Origin of the sequence: Pseudomonas sp. Marseille-Q1929 (assembly GCF_017316265.1) — a bacterium.
Classification (GTDB): domain Bacteria; phylum Pseudomonadota; class Gammaproteobacteria; order Pseudomonadales; family Pseudomonadaceae; genus Aquipseudomonas.
The window spans coordinates 421,963-441,431 of sequence record NZ_JAFLWU010000002.1; the positions used below are offsets into that span (position 1 = coordinate 421,963).

16 protein-coding genes are annotated in these 19,469 nt (G+C 61.5%); 8 read left to right on the plus strand and 8 right to left on the minus strand.

Features of this window, described 5'->3' with window-relative positions:
* Positions 1 to 31 precede the first annotated feature (31 nt).
* Complete coding sequence (locus tag J1G37_RS05380; RefSeq protein WP_207040445.1) at positions 32 to 544, plus strand: dihydrofolate reductase; 513 nt, start codon at positions 32 to 34, stop codon at positions 542 to 544.
* Positions 545 to 629: 85 nt separating this feature from the next.
* Here J1G37_RS05380 and J1G37_RS05385 read toward each other — a convergent pair whose 3' ends face one another.
* A complete protein-coding gene (locus tag J1G37_RS05385; RefSeq protein WP_207040446.1) occupies positions 630 to 2,021 on the minus strand; it encodes an L-cystine transporter in 1,392 nt (463 codons plus the stop codon).
* Positions 2,022 to 2,320: 299 nt separating this feature from the next.
* On the opposite strand from J1G37_RS05385, the gene J1G37_RS05390 reads away from it, so the two are divergent.
* The 4 genes from J1G37_RS05390 (at position 2,321) to J1G37_RS05405 (ending at position 7,578) form a co-directional block, all read left to right on the plus strand.
* Positions 2,321 to 3,319, plus strand: a complete 999-nt coding sequence (locus tag J1G37_RS05390) for a haloacid dehalogenase-like hydrolase (protein WP_207040531.1) — start codon at positions 2,321 to 2,323, stop codon at positions 3,317 to 3,319.
* Positions 3,320 to 3,525: 206 nt separating this feature from the next.
* Positions 3,526 to 4,059 (plus strand): RNA polymerase sigma factor, encoded by a 534-nt coding sequence (locus J1G37_RS05395; protein ID WP_124526787.1) that lies wholly within the window; start codon positions 3,526 to 3,528, stop codon positions 4,057 to 4,059.
* Complete coding sequence (locus J1G37_RS05400; protein WP_207040447.1) at positions 4,056 to 5,003, plus strand: FecR family protein; 948 nt, start codon at positions 4,056 to 4,058, stop codon at positions 5,001 to 5,003. Before J1G37_RS05395 ends, J1G37_RS05400 begins: the two co-directional genes overlap by 4 nt.
* Positions 5,004 to 5,136: 133 nt before the next feature.
* A complete protein-coding gene (locus tag J1G37_RS05405) occupies positions 5,137 to 7,578 on the plus strand; it encodes a TonB-dependent siderophore receptor (RefSeq protein ID WP_207040448.1) in 2,442 nt (813 codons plus the stop codon).
* 196 nt (positions 7,579 to 7,774) lie between these two features.
* Here the strand turns inward: J1G37_RS05405 and ilvD are convergent, their stop codons facing one another.
* Positions 7,775 to 9,616, minus strand: a complete 1,842-nt coding sequence (gene ilvD / locus J1G37_RS05410) for a dihydroxy-acid dehydratase (RefSeq protein WP_207040449.1) — start codon at positions 9,614 to 9,616, stop codon at positions 7,775 to 7,777.
* Between the two features lie 277 nt (positions 9,617 to 9,893).
* Between ilvD and J1G37_RS05415 the strand changes: the two genes are divergently transcribed.
* Complete coding sequence (locus tag J1G37_RS05415) at positions 9,894 to 11,627, plus strand: DUF4153 domain-containing protein (protein WP_207040450.1); 1,734 nt, start codon at positions 9,894 to 9,896, stop codon at positions 11,625 to 11,627.
* Here the strand turns inward: J1G37_RS05415 and J1G37_RS05420 are convergent.
* Both J1G37_RS05420 and J1G37_RS05425 read right to left on the minus strand, forming a co-directional pair.
* Positions 11,602 to 12,777, minus strand: a complete 1,176-nt coding sequence (locus J1G37_RS05420) for an MFS transporter (protein ID WP_207040451.1) — start codon at positions 12,775 to 12,777, stop codon at positions 11,602 to 11,604. The two genes, J1G37_RS05415 and J1G37_RS05420, sit on opposite strands and share 26 nt — an antisense overlap.
* A gap of 192 nt (positions 12,778 to 12,969) precedes the next feature.
* Complete coding sequence (locus tag J1G37_RS05425; protein WP_017734765.1) at positions 12,970 to 14,166, minus strand: class I SAM-dependent rRNA methyltransferase; 1,197 nt, start codon at positions 14,164 to 14,166, stop codon at positions 12,970 to 12,972.
* A 279-nt stretch (positions 14,167 to 14,445) separates the two neighbouring features.
* Between J1G37_RS05425 and J1G37_RS05430 the strand changes: the two genes are divergently transcribed.
* Together J1G37_RS05430 and mutM are read left to right on the plus strand one after the other, a co-directional pair.
* The gene (locus J1G37_RS05430; RefSeq protein WP_207040532.1) at positions 14,446 to 15,258 is read left to right on the plus strand and encodes an HDOD domain-containing protein; all 813 of its coding nucleotides are present in this window, start codon (positions 14,446 to 14,448) and stop codon (positions 15,256 to 15,258) included.
* Between the two features lie 22 nt (positions 15,259 to 15,280).
* On the plus strand, positions 15,281 to 16,093 hold the full coding sequence (gene mutM / locus J1G37_RS05435; protein ID WP_207040452.1) for a bifunctional DNA-formamidopyrimidine glycosylase/DNA-(apurinic or apyrimidinic site) lyase: 813 nt from the start codon (positions 15,281 to 15,283) through the stop codon (positions 16,091 to 16,093).
* 105 nt (positions 16,094 to 16,198) lie between these two features.
* Here mutM and J1G37_RS05440 read toward each other — a convergent pair whose 3' ends face one another.
* The 4 genes from J1G37_RS05440 to J1G37_RS05455 form a co-directional block, all read right to left on the minus strand.
* Entirely contained in the window at positions 16,199 to 16,450 is a 252-nt protein-coding gene (locus J1G37_RS05440; RefSeq protein ID WP_017734768.1) for a YfhL family 4Fe-4S dicluster ferredoxin, read from the minus strand.
* Between the two features lie 102 nt (positions 16,451 to 16,552).
* Positions 16,553 to 17,032 (minus strand): pantetheine-phosphate adenylyltransferase, encoded by a 480-nt coding sequence (gene coaD / locus J1G37_RS05445; protein WP_003176711.1) that lies wholly within the window; start codon positions 17,030 to 17,032, stop codon positions 16,553 to 16,555.
* A 103-nt stretch (positions 17,033 to 17,135) separates the two neighbouring features.
* Positions 17,136 to 18,731: a GMC family oxidoreductase gene (locus tag J1G37_RS05450; RefSeq protein ID WP_207040453.1), complete on the minus strand. Its 1,596-nt coding sequence runs from the start codon at positions 18,729 to 18,731 to the stop codon at positions 17,136 to 17,138.
* A 165-nt stretch (positions 18,732 to 18,896) separates the two neighbouring features.
* Positions 18,897 to 19,442 (minus strand): twin-arginine translocation pathway signal protein, encoded by a 546-nt coding sequence (locus J1G37_RS05455; protein ID WP_207040454.1) that lies wholly within the window; start codon positions 19,440 to 19,442, stop codon positions 18,897 to 18,899.
* Positions 19,443 to 19,469: the final 27 nt, after the last annotated feature.

Genomic DNA, 19,469 nt, shown 5'->3' on the forward strand with positions numbered 1-19,469 from the left:
CCTGGCTCGTGGCTCTGGTATTCTCGTCGCCATGAAAAAAACTCTCCCTTTAAGCCTGATCGCAGCCCTCGGTGAAAACCGCGTGATCGGCATCGACAACAGCATGCCCTGGCATTTGCCGGGGGATTTCAAATATTTCAAGGCCACCACCCTCGGCAAGCCGATCATCATGGGGCGCAAGACCTGGGATTCCCTCGGTCGACCGTTGCCGGGGCGCTTGAACCTGGTGGTCAGCCGTCAGACCGATCTTGAGCTTGAAGGTGCCGAGGTTTTTCCGTCGCTGGAAGCGGCGGTTGAGCGCGCTGAAGAGTGGGCGTTGGCTCAGGGCGTGGATGAGCTGATGCTGATCGGCGGTGCGCAGTTGTATGCGCAGGGGCTGGAGCAGGCGGATCGCCTGTATTTGACGCGGGTGGGGTTGAGTCCGGAAGGGGATGCTTGGTTTCCAGCGTTTGATTTGAACCAGTGGAAGCTGGTGTCGAATGTTGAGAACCCGGCTGAAGGTGACAAGCCTGCTTACAACTTTGAAGTCTGGGAAAGAGCTTAAGAGCATCGCAGGCAAGCCAGCTCCCACAGTTGAATGTATTCACAAATCAAAATGTGGGAGCGGGCTTGCTCGCGAATGCGGTCTATCAGGCCTGCGCTAACTCAGCATGCTCATCCGCATCCAACAACGCCTTATCCGTCTGCCCCATGATCTGGCTGGTAATCGCCCCCGCCGTCATCGAACCGTTCACGTTCAGTGCCGTGCGGCCCATGTCGATCAGCGGCTCCACGGAAATCAGCAACGCCACCAGTGACACCGGCAAGCCCATCGTCGGCAGCACGATCAGCGCGGCAAACGTCGCGCCGCCGCCCACGCCGGCCACACCGGCCGAACTCAAGGTCACAATCGCCACCAGGGTCGCGATCCACAGCGGGTCCAGCGGGTTGATGCCGACGGTCGGCGCTACCATCACCGCCAACATCGCCGGATAAAGACCCGCGCAACCGTTCTGGCCGATGGTCGCGCCAAACGAGGCGGCGAAGCCGGCGATGGACTGCGGGATACCCAGGCGACGGGTCTGTGCCTCGATGCTCAACGGAATCGCCGCCGCGCTGGAGCGGCTGGTGAAGGCAAACGTCAGCACCGGCCACACCTTACGGAAGAAGCGCAGCGGGTTGATCCCGGCCAGGGACAGCAGCAGGCCGTGCACCACAAACATCAGGCCCAGGGCCAGGTACGACACCACGACGAAACTGCCGAGCTTGATGATGTCTTGCAGGTTGGAGCCGGCGACCACCTTGGTCATCAGCGCCAATACACCGTAGGGCGTGAGCTTCATCACCAGGCGCACCAGGCGCATCACCCAGGCTTGCAGGGTGTCGATGGCGTTGAGGACTTTCTGGCCTTTTTCCACGTCATCCTTGAGCAGTTGCAGTGCGGCAACCCCCAGGAACGCGGCGAAAATCACCACGCTGATGATCGATGTCGGCTTGGCCCGCGCCAGGTCGGCGAACGGGTTGGACGGCACGAACGACAGCAGCAGCTGCGGGATATTCAGGTCGGCGACCTTGCCCGCGTAATCGCTCTGGATCACTTGCAGGCGCGCCATTTCCTGGGTGCCGGCCACCAGACCTTCGGCGGTGAGGCCGAACAGGTTGGTCAGGCCGATACCGATCAGCGCCGCAATCGCGGTGGTGAACAGCAGGGTGCCGATGGTCAGGAAGCTGATCTTGCCCAGGGACGCTGCGTTATGCAGGCGGGCCACAGCGCTGAGGATCGAGGCAAATACCAGCGGGATCACGATCATTTGCAGCAATTGCACGTAGCCATTGCCGACCAGGTCGAACCAGCCGATGGACGCCTTGAGCACCGGGTTGCCGGCGCCGTAAATGGTATGAAGCGCCACACCAAACGCCACGCCCAAGGCCAGGGCGAACAGCACCTTCTTGGCGAGGCTCCAGTTGGTGCGGCGGGTTTGTGCCAGGCCCAGTAACAGGGCCACGAACACCAGTAAGTTGAGAATCAGGGGCAGATTCATTGAAGCTCCGTCAGAGGCTGCCAATCGCGTGAGCCTGCGATTGCGAACCGGAAAGCCTAACAGCTTGAAATATATTGATTTAATACCGATATGGAATGGTGACTGTCGTTTTTGGAATAAGCGTTTGACGCTCAGGCATATGCGGTTGGCGGGATCAGGACGCAAGCGGTCGCGCTCGGGCGGTAACTGTCACAGGGATTTGTTAGCGTCGAGGTTTTTCACTCAGGGAGAAAACGCATATGAAGCTCGCGTCGAGACTGTTTGCCGCCGCACTGTGCCTGGGCCTTGCCGGCCACGCCATGGCCGCCACCGAGTTGAAACACTGGCCCGCCCCGGCGGCCAAGCAACTAGACGAGATGATCGCCGCCAACGCCAACAAGGGCAACTTCGCGGTGTTCGACATGGACAACACCAGTTACCGCTACGACCTTGAAGAATCCCTGCTGCCCTACATGGAAAACAAGGGCCTGATCACCCGCGACAGCCTCGATCCGTCGCTCAAGCTGATGCCGTTCAAAGACACCGCCGAGCACAAAGAGAGCCTGTTCAGTTACTACTATCGCCTTTGCGAAGTGGACGACATGGTCTGCTACCCGTGGGTCGCCCAAGTGTTTTCCGGCTTCACCCTCAAGGAACTCAAGGTCCAGGTCGACGAGCTGATGGCGTCCGGCAAGCCGGTGCCGGTCAGCTATTTCGAAGGCGAGGTGGTGAAAAAGTCTGAAGTGCAGCCGCCGAAAATCTTCACCGGCCAGCAGGAGCTGTACAACAAACTGATGGAAAACGGCATCGACGTGTACGTGATGACCGCCGCCTCGGAAGAGCTGGTGCGCATGGTCGCGGCTGATCCGAAGTACGGCTACAACGTCAAACCCGAGAACGTCATCGGCGTGACTACCCTGCTCAAGGACCGCAAGACCGGCGAGCTGACCACTGCACGCAAACAGATCAGCGCCGGTAAATATGACGAGAAGGCCAACCTTGGCCTGGAACTTACGCCCTACCTGTGGACCCCGGCGACCTGGATGGCCGGCAAGCACGCGGCAATCCTTACCTACATCGACGAATGGAAAAAACCGGTGCTGGTGGGCGGCGACACGCCAACGAGCGATGGCTACATGCTGTTTCACGATGTGGACGTGGCCAAGGGTGGCGTGCACTTGTGGATCAATCGCAAGGACAAGTACATGACCCAGCTCAATGGCATGATCGCCAAGCACGCGGCGGCGCAGGCCAAGGAAGGGCTGGCGGTGACGGCGGACAAGAATTGGGTGATTGTGAAGCCTGAGGAGATTCAGTAACACCGAGTTGCCCTTATCGCAGGCAAGCCAGCTCCCACACTTGATCGGGTTCACACGGTCAAAATGTGGGAGCTGGCTTGCCTGCGATAGCTCCCTCAAGAACACCGCATAACCCACAGTAAAAAATAGATATCAATTGCGAACCAATCTCATCCTCTGCTAGCGTGCACACCTCCTGAACCTCTCGTTCATCTCAAGGTAGTGCCGTGCTCTCCTGGAATTCGCAGATCGCGCGCCTGTTCGCGGAGCAGAAGAAAGCCCTCGAAGCCTTCGTTACCCGCCGCACCGGCAGCGCCCAAGTGGCCGCCGACCTGACCCAGGAATCCTTCCTGCGCCTGGCGCGCCTGGACTCCGGCGAGAAGATCGACAACCTCCCAGCCTTTCTCTTCACCATCGCCAGCAACCTGGTGCGCGATCACCAGCGCCAGGCCATCCGCCGTGAGCGCCTGGACGCCGGCGAGCCCAGCGAAGAGCTGCCGTGCAGCAACCCTGGTGCCGACGAACAACTGGCCGCCTACCAACAGGAACAATTGATGCAGGACGCGATCCTGGCGTTGCCCGAAGCGACTCGGCAGATCTTCCTGCTCTATCATGTCGACGAACTTTCCTACCGCGAGATTGGCGAACGTCTGTCGATCACCCCGCGCAGTGTGGAATACCAATTGCGTCGCGCCTTGATTGAATGCCGCGCGTACATCAAGACGCGGCTTGCCTGCGATGCACAAGGACGTCGGACATGAGCGCCACACCCACTGCCGACGCGCTGTTTGAACAGGCGTCCGGCTGGTATTTCCGCCTACAGGCCGAGGACGTGACACCGGCTGAAATGGACGCCTTCGCCGCCTGGCTCGGGCAAGGCCAAGCCCAGGATGACGCCTGGCAGGAAGTGCAAGCGCTGCTCGGCGGCCTGCGTGAGCCGGCCCGGGTGATCCGCCGCGCCGAACAGGCCGCCTGGCGCAAACCACTGCGGCGTTGGGCGTGTGCCGCCGCGGTGTTGCTGGCGGTTGGGCTGACCGTGCAAAACACGCCCTGGCTCGACCGCCTGCGCGCGGACTACGCCACCGGCACCGGCGAGTCGCGCACGGTGGAATTGGCCGATGGCTCCCAGCTGCAACTCAACACCGACAGCGCGATTCAAGTGCGCATGAGCGGCGGTGAGCGTCAGATTCGTCTGCTGAGGGGCGAAGGTTTTTTCAGCGTGACCAAGGACCCGACGCGGCCGTTCGTGGTGCAGTCCGGTGATGGCTGGGTCAAGGTGGTCGGCACCCAGTTCAGCGTGGCGCGCCGCGATGCACAGACGCGGGTGCAAGTGGCCCAGGGCAAGGTGCAGGTCAGTGCGGGCAGCGGCACGCTGGTGTATCTGGAGCCGGGGCGGGCGGTGGAGTATCAGGGTCAGCACCTTGCCGAGGTTCACGGCTTCGACCCGGCCAGCGGTTTTGCCTGGCGCCAGCGGCAACTGGTGTTTCGTCAGCAGCCTTTGTCGGAAGTGGTCAGCGAGTTGAATCGCTACTGGCCTGGCAAGACGCTGGTGCTCGGTGATGCGCTGCGCAATCGCGTGGTCTCCGGCGTGTTTGAAATCGACAAGCCCGACGCGGTGATCAAGGCGCTGGAATACACCCTCAACCTGCGCGCCGAGCACTACACCCCGTATTTGCTGGTGTTGCGCGAAGGCAAAGCGTCCTGAGTGCAACTTTCTCAAAATATTTTCAGGGTTTTCCCACAGGGCATCGTCCTTGATCACTGAGGCGTAAATAGTAAGCACTCTCAAGTAGTGCGGCGCCGATCACCGACTTTTTTTGCACCGGGGAGCACCAACCATGGCACACCGATACGCCACACGGCCCTTGCTGGCACTGGCCATTTCCATGGCCAGCGGCATTGCGCCGCTGTACTTGCAGGCCGCTGAGACCACGCAGGCCCAGACTTACCGCTTCGATATTCCGGGGCAAAGCCTGGACGGCGCGTTGGCGGCGTTTTCGGCGGTGACGCGGATTCAGGTGTTGGTGTCCGGTGAGTTGACCCAAGGTGTGACATCCCCAGGTGTGCGCGGCAACTTGGGCCAACGCGAGGCCCTTGGCTTGCTGTTGGGCGGCACGGGGTTGAACGCGGCGTTTATCAATGCCGATACCGTGACCCTGGAAAAACCCGTGGCCAGCGGCGGAGCCCTTGAAGTCGGCGCCACCACCATCAGCGCCGAACGCCTCGGGGCTACCACTGAAGGTACGGGTTCCTACACCACCGGCGCGGTGACCCTGGGCAAGGGCGAGCAGAAACTCAAGGACATCCCGCAATCGGTCAGCGTCATGACCCGCAAGCAAATGGATGACCAGAACACCACCAAACTGTCCGAAGTGGTCAAGCGCACTCCCGGCCTGACCGCGACCAAATCCCCCGGTCCCGGCATGTTTATCTTCTCCCGGGGTTTCGAGATCGGCACCCTGCAATACGATGGCGTAGGCATCCCGCGTAACACCTACACGCTGGGCAGCTACCTCACCGAAAACATGGCGATCTACGACCGCGTCGAAACCCTGCGTGGCCCGGCCGCGTTGCTGCAAGGCGCCAACAGCCCCGGCGGCACCATGAACCTGGTGCGCAAACGCGGCCAGCAGGCGCCCACGGTGACCATCACCGCCAAGGCCGGTTCGTGGGACCACTACGGCACTCAAGTCGACGTCGGCGGCCCGATGAATGCCGAAGGCACCTTGCGCGGCCGCTTTGTGGCGGATTACGACACCACCGACTCCTTTGTCGACTACGCCGGCGGCTGGAATCAGACGGTCTACGCGGCGGTGGACTACGACTTCACGGCAGACACCACCGTCGGCGTCGGCATCAGCAACCAGAAAGGCCATTCGCGGCCCAACTTCATGTCGTTGCCGCGTTACGCTGACGGCAGCGACATCGGCCTGCCGCGCTCGACCTTTGTCGGCGCCAGCTGGAACCGCAACGTCAACAACCAGACCCAAGTCTTCGCTGACTTGGAGCATCGCTTCAACGATGACTGGAAGGTGAAGGCCGCGTTGGTGGCCATGGACGAGCACAACGACGCAACCTACCAGGCGACGTGGGATACCATCCCCAACGGCGGCGGCAGCGTGCGCTATATCGATTGGGTCACCGACTTCAACACCAAGAGCCGCGGCGCGGATGTGTACGTCGATGGCAAGTTCGACGGCCTGGGTTTCCAGCAGGAAATGATCCTGGGCGCCAACTATTCCAAGCTCACCACCGACGACCTGTGGGCGCGGGCGGCAACGCCGGGTGCGGATATCTTCAACATCGACCACAACCGTCCGCAGCGCGACAAATACCAACTGTTCAGGGACGGTTGGGGGTCCAAGAGCTGGTATGACGTTCGCCAGAAAGGCATCTATGGCACCTGGCGCGTGAAGCTGCTGGACCCGTTGACCCTGATCGTCGGCGCGCGCACCAGCTGGTATGACTTCTCCTACATCGGCCAGAGCGGTATCAAGGGGACTTATGGCGCGCCTGAAGCCAGCACTACCCAAACCAACGGCAAGGTCACGCCGTACACCGGCCTGGTCTATGAACTGAACGACCAATGGTCGGCCTACGCCAGCTACGCCGACGCGTTTGAACCACAGACCAACCAAACCACGTCCCACGCGATCCTCAAACCCATCGAAGGCAAGAACTATGAGCTGGGGATCAAGGGCGAATTGGCCGATGGCCGCCTCAACACCTCGTTTGCGATCTTCCGCTACGACCAGGAAAACCGCGCTGCCCAGGACCTGCAAGGGCCGCAAAACTGCAACGGTTGGTACTGCTCGGTGGCCTCGGGCAAAGTCCGCAGCCAGGGTTTTGAAGCCACGTTGAGCGGCGAAGTACTGCCGGGGTTGCAGCTCAATTCCAGCTACACCTACAACACCACCAAATTCCTCAAGGACGACGACTACGAAGGCAAGATCTTCAGCACCTGGACGCCCAAGCATTTGCTCAAGGTCTGGGGTGATTACCAGTTGCCGGGTGACTGGCAGAAATTCAGCGTCGGCGCCGGCGTGACCGCGCAAAGCAGCACCGAGGCCTACGACCGCACGTTCAGCGTGCCGGGCAACGCGCTGTGGGATTCGCGGGTGGCGTACAAGATCAACCAGGAATTCACCGTGGCGGCGAACTTGAACAATATGTTCGACAAGAAGTACTACATCCCGGCGTATAACGCGAATTGGGGCAGTAACTACTATGGTGACCCGCGTAATGTGATGTTCACCATGACCTACACCCCGCAGTTTTAAAGCCTTACAGCCAACCCCCAACCCCTGTGGGAGCGGGCTTGCCCGCGATGGCGGAGTGTCAGGCGATACATGTGTTGGCTGACCCACCGCTATCGCAGGCAAGCCAGCTCCCACAGTTTGATCCTCATTGTTGTTGGGGGTTGGGCCAGGCAAAAAAATGCCCCGCACTTGGCGGGGCATTTTTTATGGGCGGGGCTTACAGGCCGTCAAGCATCGCCTTGTTACGCACAGCACCCTTGTCGGCGCTGGTAGCCAGCAGGGCGTAGGCTTTCAGCGCGGTGGTGACTTTGCGCGGACGCTTCTCCACCGGCTTCCAACCCTTCTTGTCCTGCTCGACCCGGCGCGCGGCCAGTTCTTCATCGCTGACCAACAGGTTGATCGAACGGTTCGGAATGTCGATCAGCACCTTGTCGCCATCCTGCACCAGGCCAATCGCGCCACCGGCAGCGGCTTCTGGCGAAGCGTGGCCGATGGACAGGCCCGAGGTGCCGCCGGAGAAACGGCCGTCGGTCAGCAAGGCGCAGGCTTTGCCCAGGCCTTTGGACTTCAGGTACGACGTCGGGTAGAGCATCTCCTGCATACCCGGGCCGCCTTTCGGGCCTTCGTAGCGGATGATCACGATGTCGCCTTCTTTCACTTCGTCGGCGAGGATGCCGCGAACCGAGCTGTCCTGGCTTTCGTAGATCTTGGCGCGGCCTTCGAAGACGTGGATGGATTCATCCACACCGGCGGTTTTCACCACACAGCCGTCGAGGGCGATGTTGCCGTACAGCACGGCCAGGCCGCCTTCTTGCGAGTAGGCGTGCTCGACACTGCGGATGCAGCCGTTTTCACGGTCGTCGTCCAGGGTGTCCCAACGGGTCGACTGGCTGAACGCGGTTTGCGTCGGGATGCCGGCCGGGCCTGCCTTGAAGAAATGATGCACGGCTTCGTCGTCAGTCTGGGTGATGTCCCATTTGGCGATGCCTTCAGCGAGGGTCTTGCTGTGCACGGTTGGCAGGTCGGTGTGCAGCAGGCCGCCACGGGCCAGGGAGCCGAGGATCGAGAAGATCCCGCCGGCGCGGTGCACGTCTTCCATGTGGTACTTCTGGATGTTTGGCGCGACTTTGCACAGTTGCGGCACGTTGCGGGACAGGCGGTCGATGTCGCGCAGGTCGAAATCGATCTCGGCTTCCTGGGCCGCAGCCAGCAAGTGCAGGATGGTGTTGGTGGAACCGCCCATGGCGATATCCAGGGTCATGGCGTTTTCGAACGCCTTGAAGTTGGCGATGTTGCGCGGCAGCACCGACTCATCGTTGTCGTGGTAGTAACGCTTGCACAGCTCGACGATGGTGCGGCCAGCCTGCAGGAACAGCTGCTCGCGGTCGCTGTGGGTGGCGAGGGTGGAACCGTTGCCCGGCAAGGCCAGGCCCAGGGCTTCCACCAGGCAGTTCATCGAGTTGGCGGTGAACATGCCGGAGCACGAACCGCAGGTTGGGCATGCGCTGCGCTCGTATTCCGCGACTTTCTCGTCAGAAGCGCTGGAATCGGCGGCGATGACCATGGCGTCCACCAGGTCGAGGCCGTGGGAGGCCAGTTTGGTCTTGCCGGCTTCCATCGGGCCGCCGGAGACGAAGATCACCGGGATGTTCAGGCGCAGGGAGGCCATCAGCATGCCGGGGGTGATCTTGTCGCAGTTGGAGATGCAGACGATGGCGTCGGCGCAGTGGGCGTTGACCATGTACTCCACGGAGTCGGCGATGATCTCGCGGCTCGGCAGGGAATACAGCATGCCGTCATGGCCCATGGCGATGCCGTCGTCCACGGCGATAGTGTTGAATTCTTTCGCTACACCGCCAGCGCGTTCGATCTCGCGGGCGACCAGTTGGCCCAGGTCCTTGAGGTGGACGTGGCCCGGTACGAATTGGGTGAACGAGTTGGCAATCGCGATGATCGGCTTCTTGAAGTCGTCATCTTTCATCCCCGTGGCACGCCACAGTGCGCGGGCGCCGGCCATGTTGCGGCCGTGGGTGGATGTTTTCGAGCGGTAATCTGGCATGGAGCACTCCGGGCGGCTAATCGGTATCAAAGGGGAGTGAGCTTCTATTGACGTCTGGAACACCCGAAAAATGGCCGTGTGTCCGGAAGTTGCCGCAAACGTTACGGGATCGCCGTGCGCATTGGCCTTGAGCTCATAAACCCGCCGGGGGATGACTGGCGATGAATAGGGCCGATTCTACACCGCTGGCGGCTGGAGGGAACGGGGCATTACAGGGCCTGTGGCTTTGTTTAGACTGGCGGCCTTTTGCCCTCCCCCCCACTCCAAAGGAACTGGAATGCCCGGTCTCAATCGTTTTCTTGGGTTCTACCTGCTGATCGGCCTGGTCCAGGGAATCGCCTTCTATTATTCCGACCAGCTTTATCGCGTAAACGAAGCGCTGTTTTTTGTCACCTACACCCTGGTCCTGGTAGGCGGCACCACCTTGCAGTTGCTCGGGGAAAAAGCCCGACACTGGCGTTCGTTGTTGCCGACGCTGGTGTTCACCCTGCTGATGGGCGGCATGACGCTGTGGGTGTGTTATGGCGTCGAGCATATCGGCGACAAGCGTTGGGCGATCAACTCGTGGTTTATCAGCGTGGTGGTGCTGAGTTACGTCTGCGCCAGCTTCCTGTTCGCCTGGCCCTCGGCCAAAGGCCAGCGCTGGCGCTATGAAGACCTGTTCCAGCAAGCCTGGAACAGCGTGTTCATCGTGCTCTACGCGCTGATCCTGGTGGGGCTGTTCATGGCCTTGCTCAAACTGTGGAGCCGCCTGTTCCTGATGTTGGGCATCGAGTTTTTCGAGCGGCACTTCTGGAGTGAGTTGTTCCTGTGTTTCGCCCTGCCGCTGGTGTTCGCACTCGGCATGTACCTGGCGGCGCGCAGCGAAAAGGTTATCGGCCAGATGCGCAGCATGCTGCTCAGCGCCTGTGGTTTGTTGCTGCCGTTGATCGCGTTGATCAGTGTGCTGTTTACCTTGGCCCTGCCGTTCACCGGGCTCGGGCGGATCTGGGCCACGGGCTACTCCACGCCGATTCTGCTGGTGTTGGCCGGGGCGCAGTTGTTCCTGCTCAATGGCGTGTTCCAGGATGGCCGGCAGCCTCGGCCCTATCCCCAGTGGCTGACGCGCTTTATCGAGCTGAGCCTGTTGTGCCTGCCGGTCCTTGCGGCGCTGGCGTTTTATTCGAGCTGGCTGCGGGTCGAGCAATATGCCTTGTCGCCGCAGCGCTTCATCGCGTTGGCGGCGGCGTTGTTGTGCGGTTTGTACGGCCTGGCGGCGGTGTGGGCGGTGGTGCTGCGTTCGCCTGTGTGGCTGGGCAACTTGCGCGTGACCAACCCGGCACTGGCGTTGCTGTTTTGTGCGCTGGTGGTGTTGATCAACACGCCGCTGCTCAACCCGGTACAGATCAGTGTGAATGATCAGGTGCAACGCTTGCTCGACGGGCGCACCAAGGCCGAGGCCTTTGATGCGCACTACCTGCGTTTCGGCCTGGAGAAGGCCGGCGAAGAGGCTTACGCCAAGTTGCAGGACGATCTGGATAAAGAGCGCATTCTCGACGCGGATTCGCGCCGCGTCTTGCGTGAGCGGATGGACGACACGGCGCTGAGTTTCAGCGAGCAGTACGCCAAGGAACGCGCCCAGCGGCCCAAGGCCGAACTGGAATGGATCGGCCCCAAGCCCAAGGGCAGCGAGCAGTTTGCCGAGCTGAGCCTGGACACCGACTCACCGTGCGAGACCAACTGTGTGTTGTGGGCCGTGGACCTCGACCTGGATGGCCAGCCCGAAGTGCTGGCTATTCCGAACACCGGCTACCGCCACGACTTCAAGCCACCGCGCATCTTTGCCCTGGACGAGAAGGGCAAATGGGACGATCGCGGCCCGTTGGTCTGGACGCAACTGCCGGACGGTTATGTGGACACCGAGACGCTGATCCACGACATCCGCATAGGCCGGATCGAGCTGGTCAAGCCGCGTTATCGGCAATTGCAGACCAGTGACATGCTGCTCACGCCGGTAATGCGCGAGCCATAGTCTGCCGGTTGGTCAGCAGCCCCCAGAGGCTGAGCACGATCAAACTGAGGGCGATGGTCAGCAGCAGATGTTCGCCCGCCTGGGCCAGCGCCGCGCTGCTGACGGCGGCGGTGAGGAACATGATGCTGTTGCCCGCCGACGCCGCCGTGCCGGCGCTGCTGGAAAACAGCAGCATCGCCGCGGAAATGGCTGCGGGTCGCACCAAGGTCACGGCCAGCGCGCTGATCAGCATCGGGATCAGCAAGGTCACCGTGGTGATGGCGTGCAGGCTGACCATCAATGTCAGCAGTAACCCGGCGATGCTCAGCAAGCCGAGGCCGATGTTGATCTGCCGGGACAGCGTGATGCGCTTCTGCAAATACGACGCCGCGACGCCGCCGAGCAGGTAGGCCACGCCGTACACCATCAGCACCAGCGCGTATTGGTATTCGGAGAGCTTCAGCGTGTCCATGAAGATCAGCGGTGTCACGCTGATCAGCGCGAAGTAGCAGGCGAACACCAGCGCGGCGATCCACCAGTAGCGTAGGAAATCACGATTTTTGCCGACGGCTTTCAGTGTGCCGATGATGGAAACGGCGGCGCGCTGCGGGCTGGCGGCCTTCGACGGCAGGATGCAGGCCGCGTGGATCAACATGCCCAGCGCCATCAGGGCAAAGCCGTAGAAACTGCCTTGCCAGTCGAAGGTGGTTTGCAGCCAGGAGCCGATCAGCGGTGACAGCGCGACAAACGAGCCGCTCAAGGTCATGTAATACAGGCGCACGCGGGCGCGGTCCTGTTCGTCGAACAGGTCCTCCACCAGCGCGTGGCCCAAGACGAAAAACCCACAGCCCATGGCCTGCACGCTGCGAAACAGCAGGAAGCTCAGGTAATCCGGCGCCCAGGCGCAACCGATGGCGCCGAGGATCGACAGGCTGATGCAGCCGATCAGCACTTCCTTGCGCCCCCATTTGTCCGACAGCGGGCCGGCCACCAGTTGCGAGACTGCAAAGACCAGCGTGAACAGGCTGATGGACAGCGCGACGTCGGCGGTGGGCGTATCGAAGTGGGCAGACAGGGCGGGGAAGGAGGGCAGCAGGATATTGATCGGGAAGAAGCTGATCAGGGAGATGCAGGTGATGAGGATGAAGCGCGAGAGGGTGGGCCCAGACATTGTTTTTGTTTTCCGGAGTTGAACCAGAAACCGATACTAGTCTGCGGGAAATGGAATTCAACCAAATTCCTGACACACCACACACAAGTGTGGGAGCTGGCTTGCCTGCGATAGCGGTGTGTCTGATACACCGCTATCGCAGGCAAGCCAGCTCCCACATTGACCCTGCCAGCATTTTGAACTGTGCGCGACTTAGCTATTTGGCAGCAGGCGGCACGTAATGCTCTTGATGTAGCGCGTCTCGGCAATCGCCGGGTGCACCGGATGGTCCGGGCCCTGGCCGCCACGTTCCAGCATCTGGATATTGCGGTCCAAATGACGGGCGCTGGTCAGCAGGATGTTTTGCAGGTCGTCTTCCGGCAAGTGCATGGAGCACGAAGCGCTGACCAGGATGCCGTCCTTGCTCAGCAGGCGCATGGCTTGCTCGTTCAGGCGGCGGTAGGCGCCTTCGCCGTTCTTCATGTCTTTTTTGCGTTTGATGAAGGCCGGTGGGTCGGCGACGATCACGTCGAAGCGTTCTTCGCTGGCTTTCAGTTCTTTCAACGCTTCAAACACGTCGCCTTCGATGCAGGTCATCTTCTCGGCAACGCCGTTCAGTGCCGCGTTGCGCTCCACGCCGTCGAGGGCAAAGGCGGAGGCGTCGACGCAGAACACTTCACTGGCGCCAAAGGCCGCGGCTTGCACGCCCCAGCCGCCGATGTAGCTGTACAGGTCGAGCACGCGTTTGCCTTTGGCATACGGGGCCAGGCGGGCGCGGTTCATGCGGTGGTCGTAGAACCAGCCGGTTTTCTGGCCCTGGATCACCGGGGCTTCGAATTTCACGCCGTTTTCTTCCAGCGCCACCCACTCCGGCACCAGGCCGAACACGGTTTCGACGTAGCGGTTGAGGCCTTCGGCGTCGCGTGCGGCGGAGTCGTTCTTGAACAGGATGCCGCTCGGCTTGAGCACTTGGGTCAGTGCGGCGATCACGTCTGCTTTATGGGCTTCCATGGTCGCCGAAGCGATCTGCACCACGAGAATGTCGCCGAAACGGTCGACTACCAGGCCCGGCAACAGGTCGGAATCGCCGTAGACCAGGCGGTAGAACGGCTTGTCGAACAGGCGGTCACGCAGGGACAGGGCGACGTTGATGCGGTGCACCAGCAGCGACTTGTCCAGCGGCAACTTGATGTCGCGCGACAGCAGGCGCGCGCAGATCAGGTTGTTCGGGCTCATGGCCACGATGCCCAGGGTCTTGCCGCCGGCTGCTTCCAGGATAGCCTGGTCGCCTGCCTGGAAGCCGTGGAGTGGGGTGGCGGCCACGTCGATTTCGTTGCTGTAGACCCACAGGTGGCCGTTGCGCAAACGACGATCGGCGTTGGCTTTGAGACGCAGGCTTGGCAGGGACATGACGTCGCTCCGGAAAAAAGAGCGGGAGTATACCTGTTGCGGCGCGGTTCATGTGGGAGCTGGCTTGCCTGCGATGCAGACGGCGCGGTGTATCTGACGTACGGCGGTGAGGCTATCGCAGGCAAGCCAGCTCCCACATTTGATCCTATTTCAGTTCGGGTTTTTGAGGTGTCGGTCAGGTTCCCATAGAGGTTAGAATCCCCGCCTAGTCCAGAGTAAGTACTTATGTCCCAAGAGCTATCCGCCGAACAGATCCAACAGGCCCTGCAAGGCATCAGTGTGCCGCCCCAGCCGCAGATCATGGTGGATCTGCAGATGGAGCAGTACATGCCTGACCCGGATCTGGAAGTGATCGCCCGGCTGATCGCCCAGGACCCGGGCCTGTCCGGTGCACTGCTGAAGGTCGTCAACTCGTCGTACTTCGGCTTGAGCAACAAGATCGCCTCGATCCAGCGCGCAGTGAACCTGTTGGGCAGCCGTTCGGTCATCAACCTGATCAACGCGTTGTCGATCAAGGGCGAGATGAGCGATGACACCATCGTCACCCTCAACCGTTTCTGGGACACCGCCCAGGACGTGGCCATGACTTGCCTGACCCTGGCCAAGCGCACCGGCGCCCAGGCGGTGGACGAAGCCTACGCCCTGGGCCTGTTCCACGATTGCGGCGTGCCGCTGATGCTCAAGCGTTTTCCCAATTACATGGCGGTGCTCGAAGAGGCCTATGCCAGCGCCGGCCCGGACTGCCGCGTGGTGGACACCGAGAACAACGCGTTCAATACCAACCATGCGGTGGTGGGCTACTACACCGCCAAGTCCTGGCGCCTGCCGCAGCATGTGACCGACGCCATCGCCAACCATCACAACGCCTTGGCGATCTTCAGCGATGAGTCGTCGCGCAATTCCCAACTGAAAAACCTGCTGGCGATCCTGAAAATGGCCGAGCACATCTGCTCGTCCTACCGCGTGCTGGGCAACCAGACGGTGGACCATGAGTGGAATGCCATCAGCCACCTGGTGCTGGACTACGTGGGCCTGTCGGACTACGACTTCGAAAGCATGAAGTTGTCGATCCGCGAACTGGGCGCACACTGACCCTTCCGTTTACGAGGTACCTATGCCCGAGTTGCCCGAAGTCGAAACCACCCGGCGCGGTATTGCTCCGCACCTGGAAGGCCAACGCGTCAGCCGCGTGATCGTGCGCGAGCGGCGCCTGCGCTGGCCGATTCCGGAAGACCTCGATGTGCGCCTGTCCGGGCAGCGCATCGTGTTGGTGGAGCGGCGGGCCAAGTACCTGTTGATCAACGCCGAAGTGGGCACGCTGATCAGCCATTTGGGCATGTCGGGCAACCTGCGGCTGGTGGAGGTCGGGCTGCCAGCGCTCAAGCATGAGCATGTGGATATCGAACTCGAATCCGGCCTGGCCCTGCGCTACACCGACCCACGACGTTTTGGCGCGATGCTCTGGAGCCAGGACCCGCACAACCACGAACTGCTGATCCGCCTGGGGCCGGAGCCGTTGACCGACCTGTTTGATGGTGAGCGTTTGTTCAAACTGTCCCGTGGCCGTTCGATGGCGGTGAAGCCGTTCATCATGGACAACGCGGTGGTGGTGGGCGTGGGCAATATCTATGCGACCGAAGCGCTGTTTGCGGCGGGGATCGACCCGCGGCGTGAGGCGGGCGGTATTTCGCGGGCGCGTTATTTGAAGCTGGCGATTGAGATCAAGCGCATCCTGGCCGCCGCGATCGAGCGGGGCGGTACGACATTGCGCGACTTTATCGGTGGGGATGGGCAGCCGGGGTATTTCCAGCAGGAGCTGTTCGTTTATGGCCGGGGGAATGAGGCGTGCAAGGTTTGTGGGACTGAGTTGCGCAATGTGATGCTGGGGCAGCGGGCGAGTGTGTTTTGCCCTAGGTGCCAGAGCTGATTGCTGTGTGAGGGCTGATATCGCTATCGCAGGCAAGCCAGCTCCCACATTTTGACCGTGTGAACCCGATCAAGTGTGGGAGCTGGCTTGCCTGCGATGAGGCCCTTAAGCCTTGCCAGTAATCTTGCGGTACTTGTCCATCAACTGCTCTTCCGTCTCCGGATGCGCTTCATCCAACGGAATGCAATCCACTGGGCAGACCTGCTGGCACTGCGGTTCGTCATAGTGGCCGACACACTGCGTGCACAGGTTCGGGTCGATCACGTAGATCTCTTCACCTTGGGAAATGGCAGCGTTCGGGCACTCGGGTTCGCAGACGTCGCAATTGATGCAATCGTCGGTGATGATCAGGGACATGGAAACTCCTGCCAGGGCTGTCAGCCAGGGCATCTGAAAACTAATGCGCGCAATTGTGCCGCATTGGCGCCCGCAGTGCGAGCGGGCGCCGAGTGAGCGGTCTTACTTCTTGAAGCGCAACGTCAGCGCATCGGCCACGGCTGGGTGGACGAACTTGGTGATATCTCCGCCCAAAGCGGCGATTTCACGGACCAACGTCGAGGAAATGAACGAATAACGTTCCGACGGCGTGAGGAACAGGCTTTCCACGTCCGGCGCCAGTTGGCGGTTCATGTTGGCCAGCTGGAATTCGTATTCGAAGTCCGACACCGCGCGCAGGCCGCGCAGGAATACATTGGCGTTCTGCTCTTTGGCGAAGTGCGCAAGCAGCGTGGAAAAGCCCACCACTTCCACGTTGGGCAGGTGCTTGGTGACCTCGCGCGCCAGTTCCACGCGCTGTTCCAGGGGAAACAGCGGGTTTTTCTTGGGGCTGGCTGCGACCGCGATGATCACATGGTCGAACAAGCGCGAGGCGCGTTCGACCAGATCGCCATGGCCTTTGGTAATCGGGTCGAAGGTACCTGGGTACAACACTCGGTTCATCGCGTCGTCCTGGCGGAGTCCGTTGGGGAACCGGATGGTATCGCAGCCATCCCGGTCGGCCAAGTCGACTTATGTAGATAGACGCCGCGTATCTGCGGTTTTTTCACGCTGTTTTCAGACGTTCGGCCAACGCGGTCGCCAGTTGCGCGGTCAATCCGTACACCGACAATTGCGGGTTTGCCCCAATGCTGGTGGGGAATAGCGAGCCGTCGTGGATCGACAGGTTGCGCAATTGATGATGGCGCCCGAGGCTGTCGGCCACCGCATTTTTCGGGTCTTCGCCCATGGCGCAACCGCCCATCACATGGGCACTGCCCAGGCAGGTGCGGTGCAGTTCCAGGTTCAGGTCGTCGATCATTGCGCGGGCTTCGCCCAGGGTTTTCACGTAGCGCGCATCGTGGTGCAGCGGCTTGACCGACTTGGCGCCCGCCGCGAACTGGATCTCGGCCATGCTGTGGAAGGCCCGGCGCAAGCCGTCCCAGGCGTAGTCCGAGACCTGATAGTCGAGCACCGGCGTGCCGTCACCACGCAAATCCACGGTGCCACCGGGGCTGTCGGGGTGAAAACCGTCCCGCAGCAGCGCCAGCATGGCGTGGGTGTTGGGTAATTGGCTCATGTCCAGGGCGTTCTGTTCGCCGTAGCCGCCCAGCAGGGTGCTGGCCAACGCCGGATGTAGGGGCGGCGCTTCGAGCTTGTACGACATTTTGCCGGTGGTGCCGTCCTGCCATTGGAAATGGTCGGAGTAGATCGACTGCGGCGCGCCGTAGAACGGGTTGATCACTTCGTCGAACAGCCCCGCAGAGAAATTCACCAAGTGCAGAAAAGTGCGCTTGCCTACCCGCGAATGCGGGTCGGGGGCATCCGAGCGCATTAGCAGTGCCGGGCTGTTGATACCGCCGCCCGACAGCACATAGTGCTTGGCCTTCACCGTGATCTTGCGGCCGGTCGGCGCCACGCACAGGTCGTCCATGGCCACGCATTCCAGGCTGCTGATGGTGTCGCCGCTGAATTTCAGGCGTTCGGCGCGGGCCAGGTAGAGCAACTCGCCGCCAGCTTCCAGGGTGGATGGGATGGTGGTCACCAGCATCGACTGCTTGGCGTTGACCGGGCAACCCATGCCGCAATACCCCAGGTTGAAGCAGCCACGCACGTTGCGCGGGATGACATGCCAGCTGTAGCCGAGCTTTTCGCAGCCTTTGCGGATCACGTCGTTATTGGGGTTGGGCGGCATGGCCCACGGCGCGATGCCCAGGCGTTGCTCCATTTTTTTGAACCACGGCGCCATCTCGGCGCTGCTGTGGCCCTTCACCGCGTATTCGCTGGCCCAGTGGGAAAGGGTGGCGTCCGGCGTGCGAAAGCTCGACGTCCAGTTGATCAACGTGGTGCCGCCCACGGCCCGGCCTTGCAGGATGGTGATTGCGCCGTCCTTGCTCATGCGGCCGATGCCTTCCTGGTACAGGCTGGTGTAGGCCTCGTCTTCCAGCAGCTTGAAGTCGCTGCTGGTCTTGAGCGGGCCTTCTTCGATCAGCAGCACCTTGTAGCCGGCGGCGCTGAGGATCTCGGCGGTGGTACCGCCGCCGGCGCCGCTGCCGATGATGGCGACGTCGGCTTCCAGGGTCAGGTCGCTGTCGAGGGCGGCGCCGTTGTGGGTTTTCCAGCCACGGGCGAGGCCATCACGGAACAGATCGGGTACGGGCATAGGGATGCACTCTTGTTGTTATAGGTGTCGGTCGCTACGGAGTTGCAATCTAAATGTGGGAGCGGGCTTGCCCGCGATAGCGGTGGGTCAGCCACTACAACCTTCACTGATGTACCGCTATCGCAGGCAAGCCAGCTCCCACAGGTTTGATTGGGTTATCAAAGGCTAGATCTTGGGTGGCCCGGGGTAGCCGCAATGGGCCCAGGCCGCTGGCTGGAAGTACCACGCCATGATCACCAGCTTGAGCAACGAACCCTGGCCCATGCGCAGCAGGTTCAGGTAGCTGTTCTCCCAGCGATGCAGGAAGGTGCGGATCTGTTCGCTGCTGGCGTTTTCCCAGCTGCCCCAGATCCCGGTCAGCGGCCCACGGGTGATGCCCATGCCCAGCACGTCAAACAGTTGCTGGGTGAGCTTGAACATCTCCGGCGACAGGCGTTGCAGGCTGAAATCGAGCTTTTTCAGGGTGTCCTCGACTCCGCTGGCGACGGCCTCGGCGCTGGCCACGCCCTCCAGCAGCACCGGGATCACGGCGCGCAGGAACGGCAGGTCGCTGCTGCGCAACATCACAAAGCCGCTGGCCGGCGTGCTGCTGGAGCAGCCGCTGAGGCTGGCGCCAAGCCCGGCGGTGGCCAGGAAGGCGCTGGCGCACAGGCCGATTTTCAAGACGCCGCGCCGTGACAGCGCGGGTGTTTCAGTCAGGCTGGGGTTCATTTTTATTGTTATCCCGAGAGTGGTGTT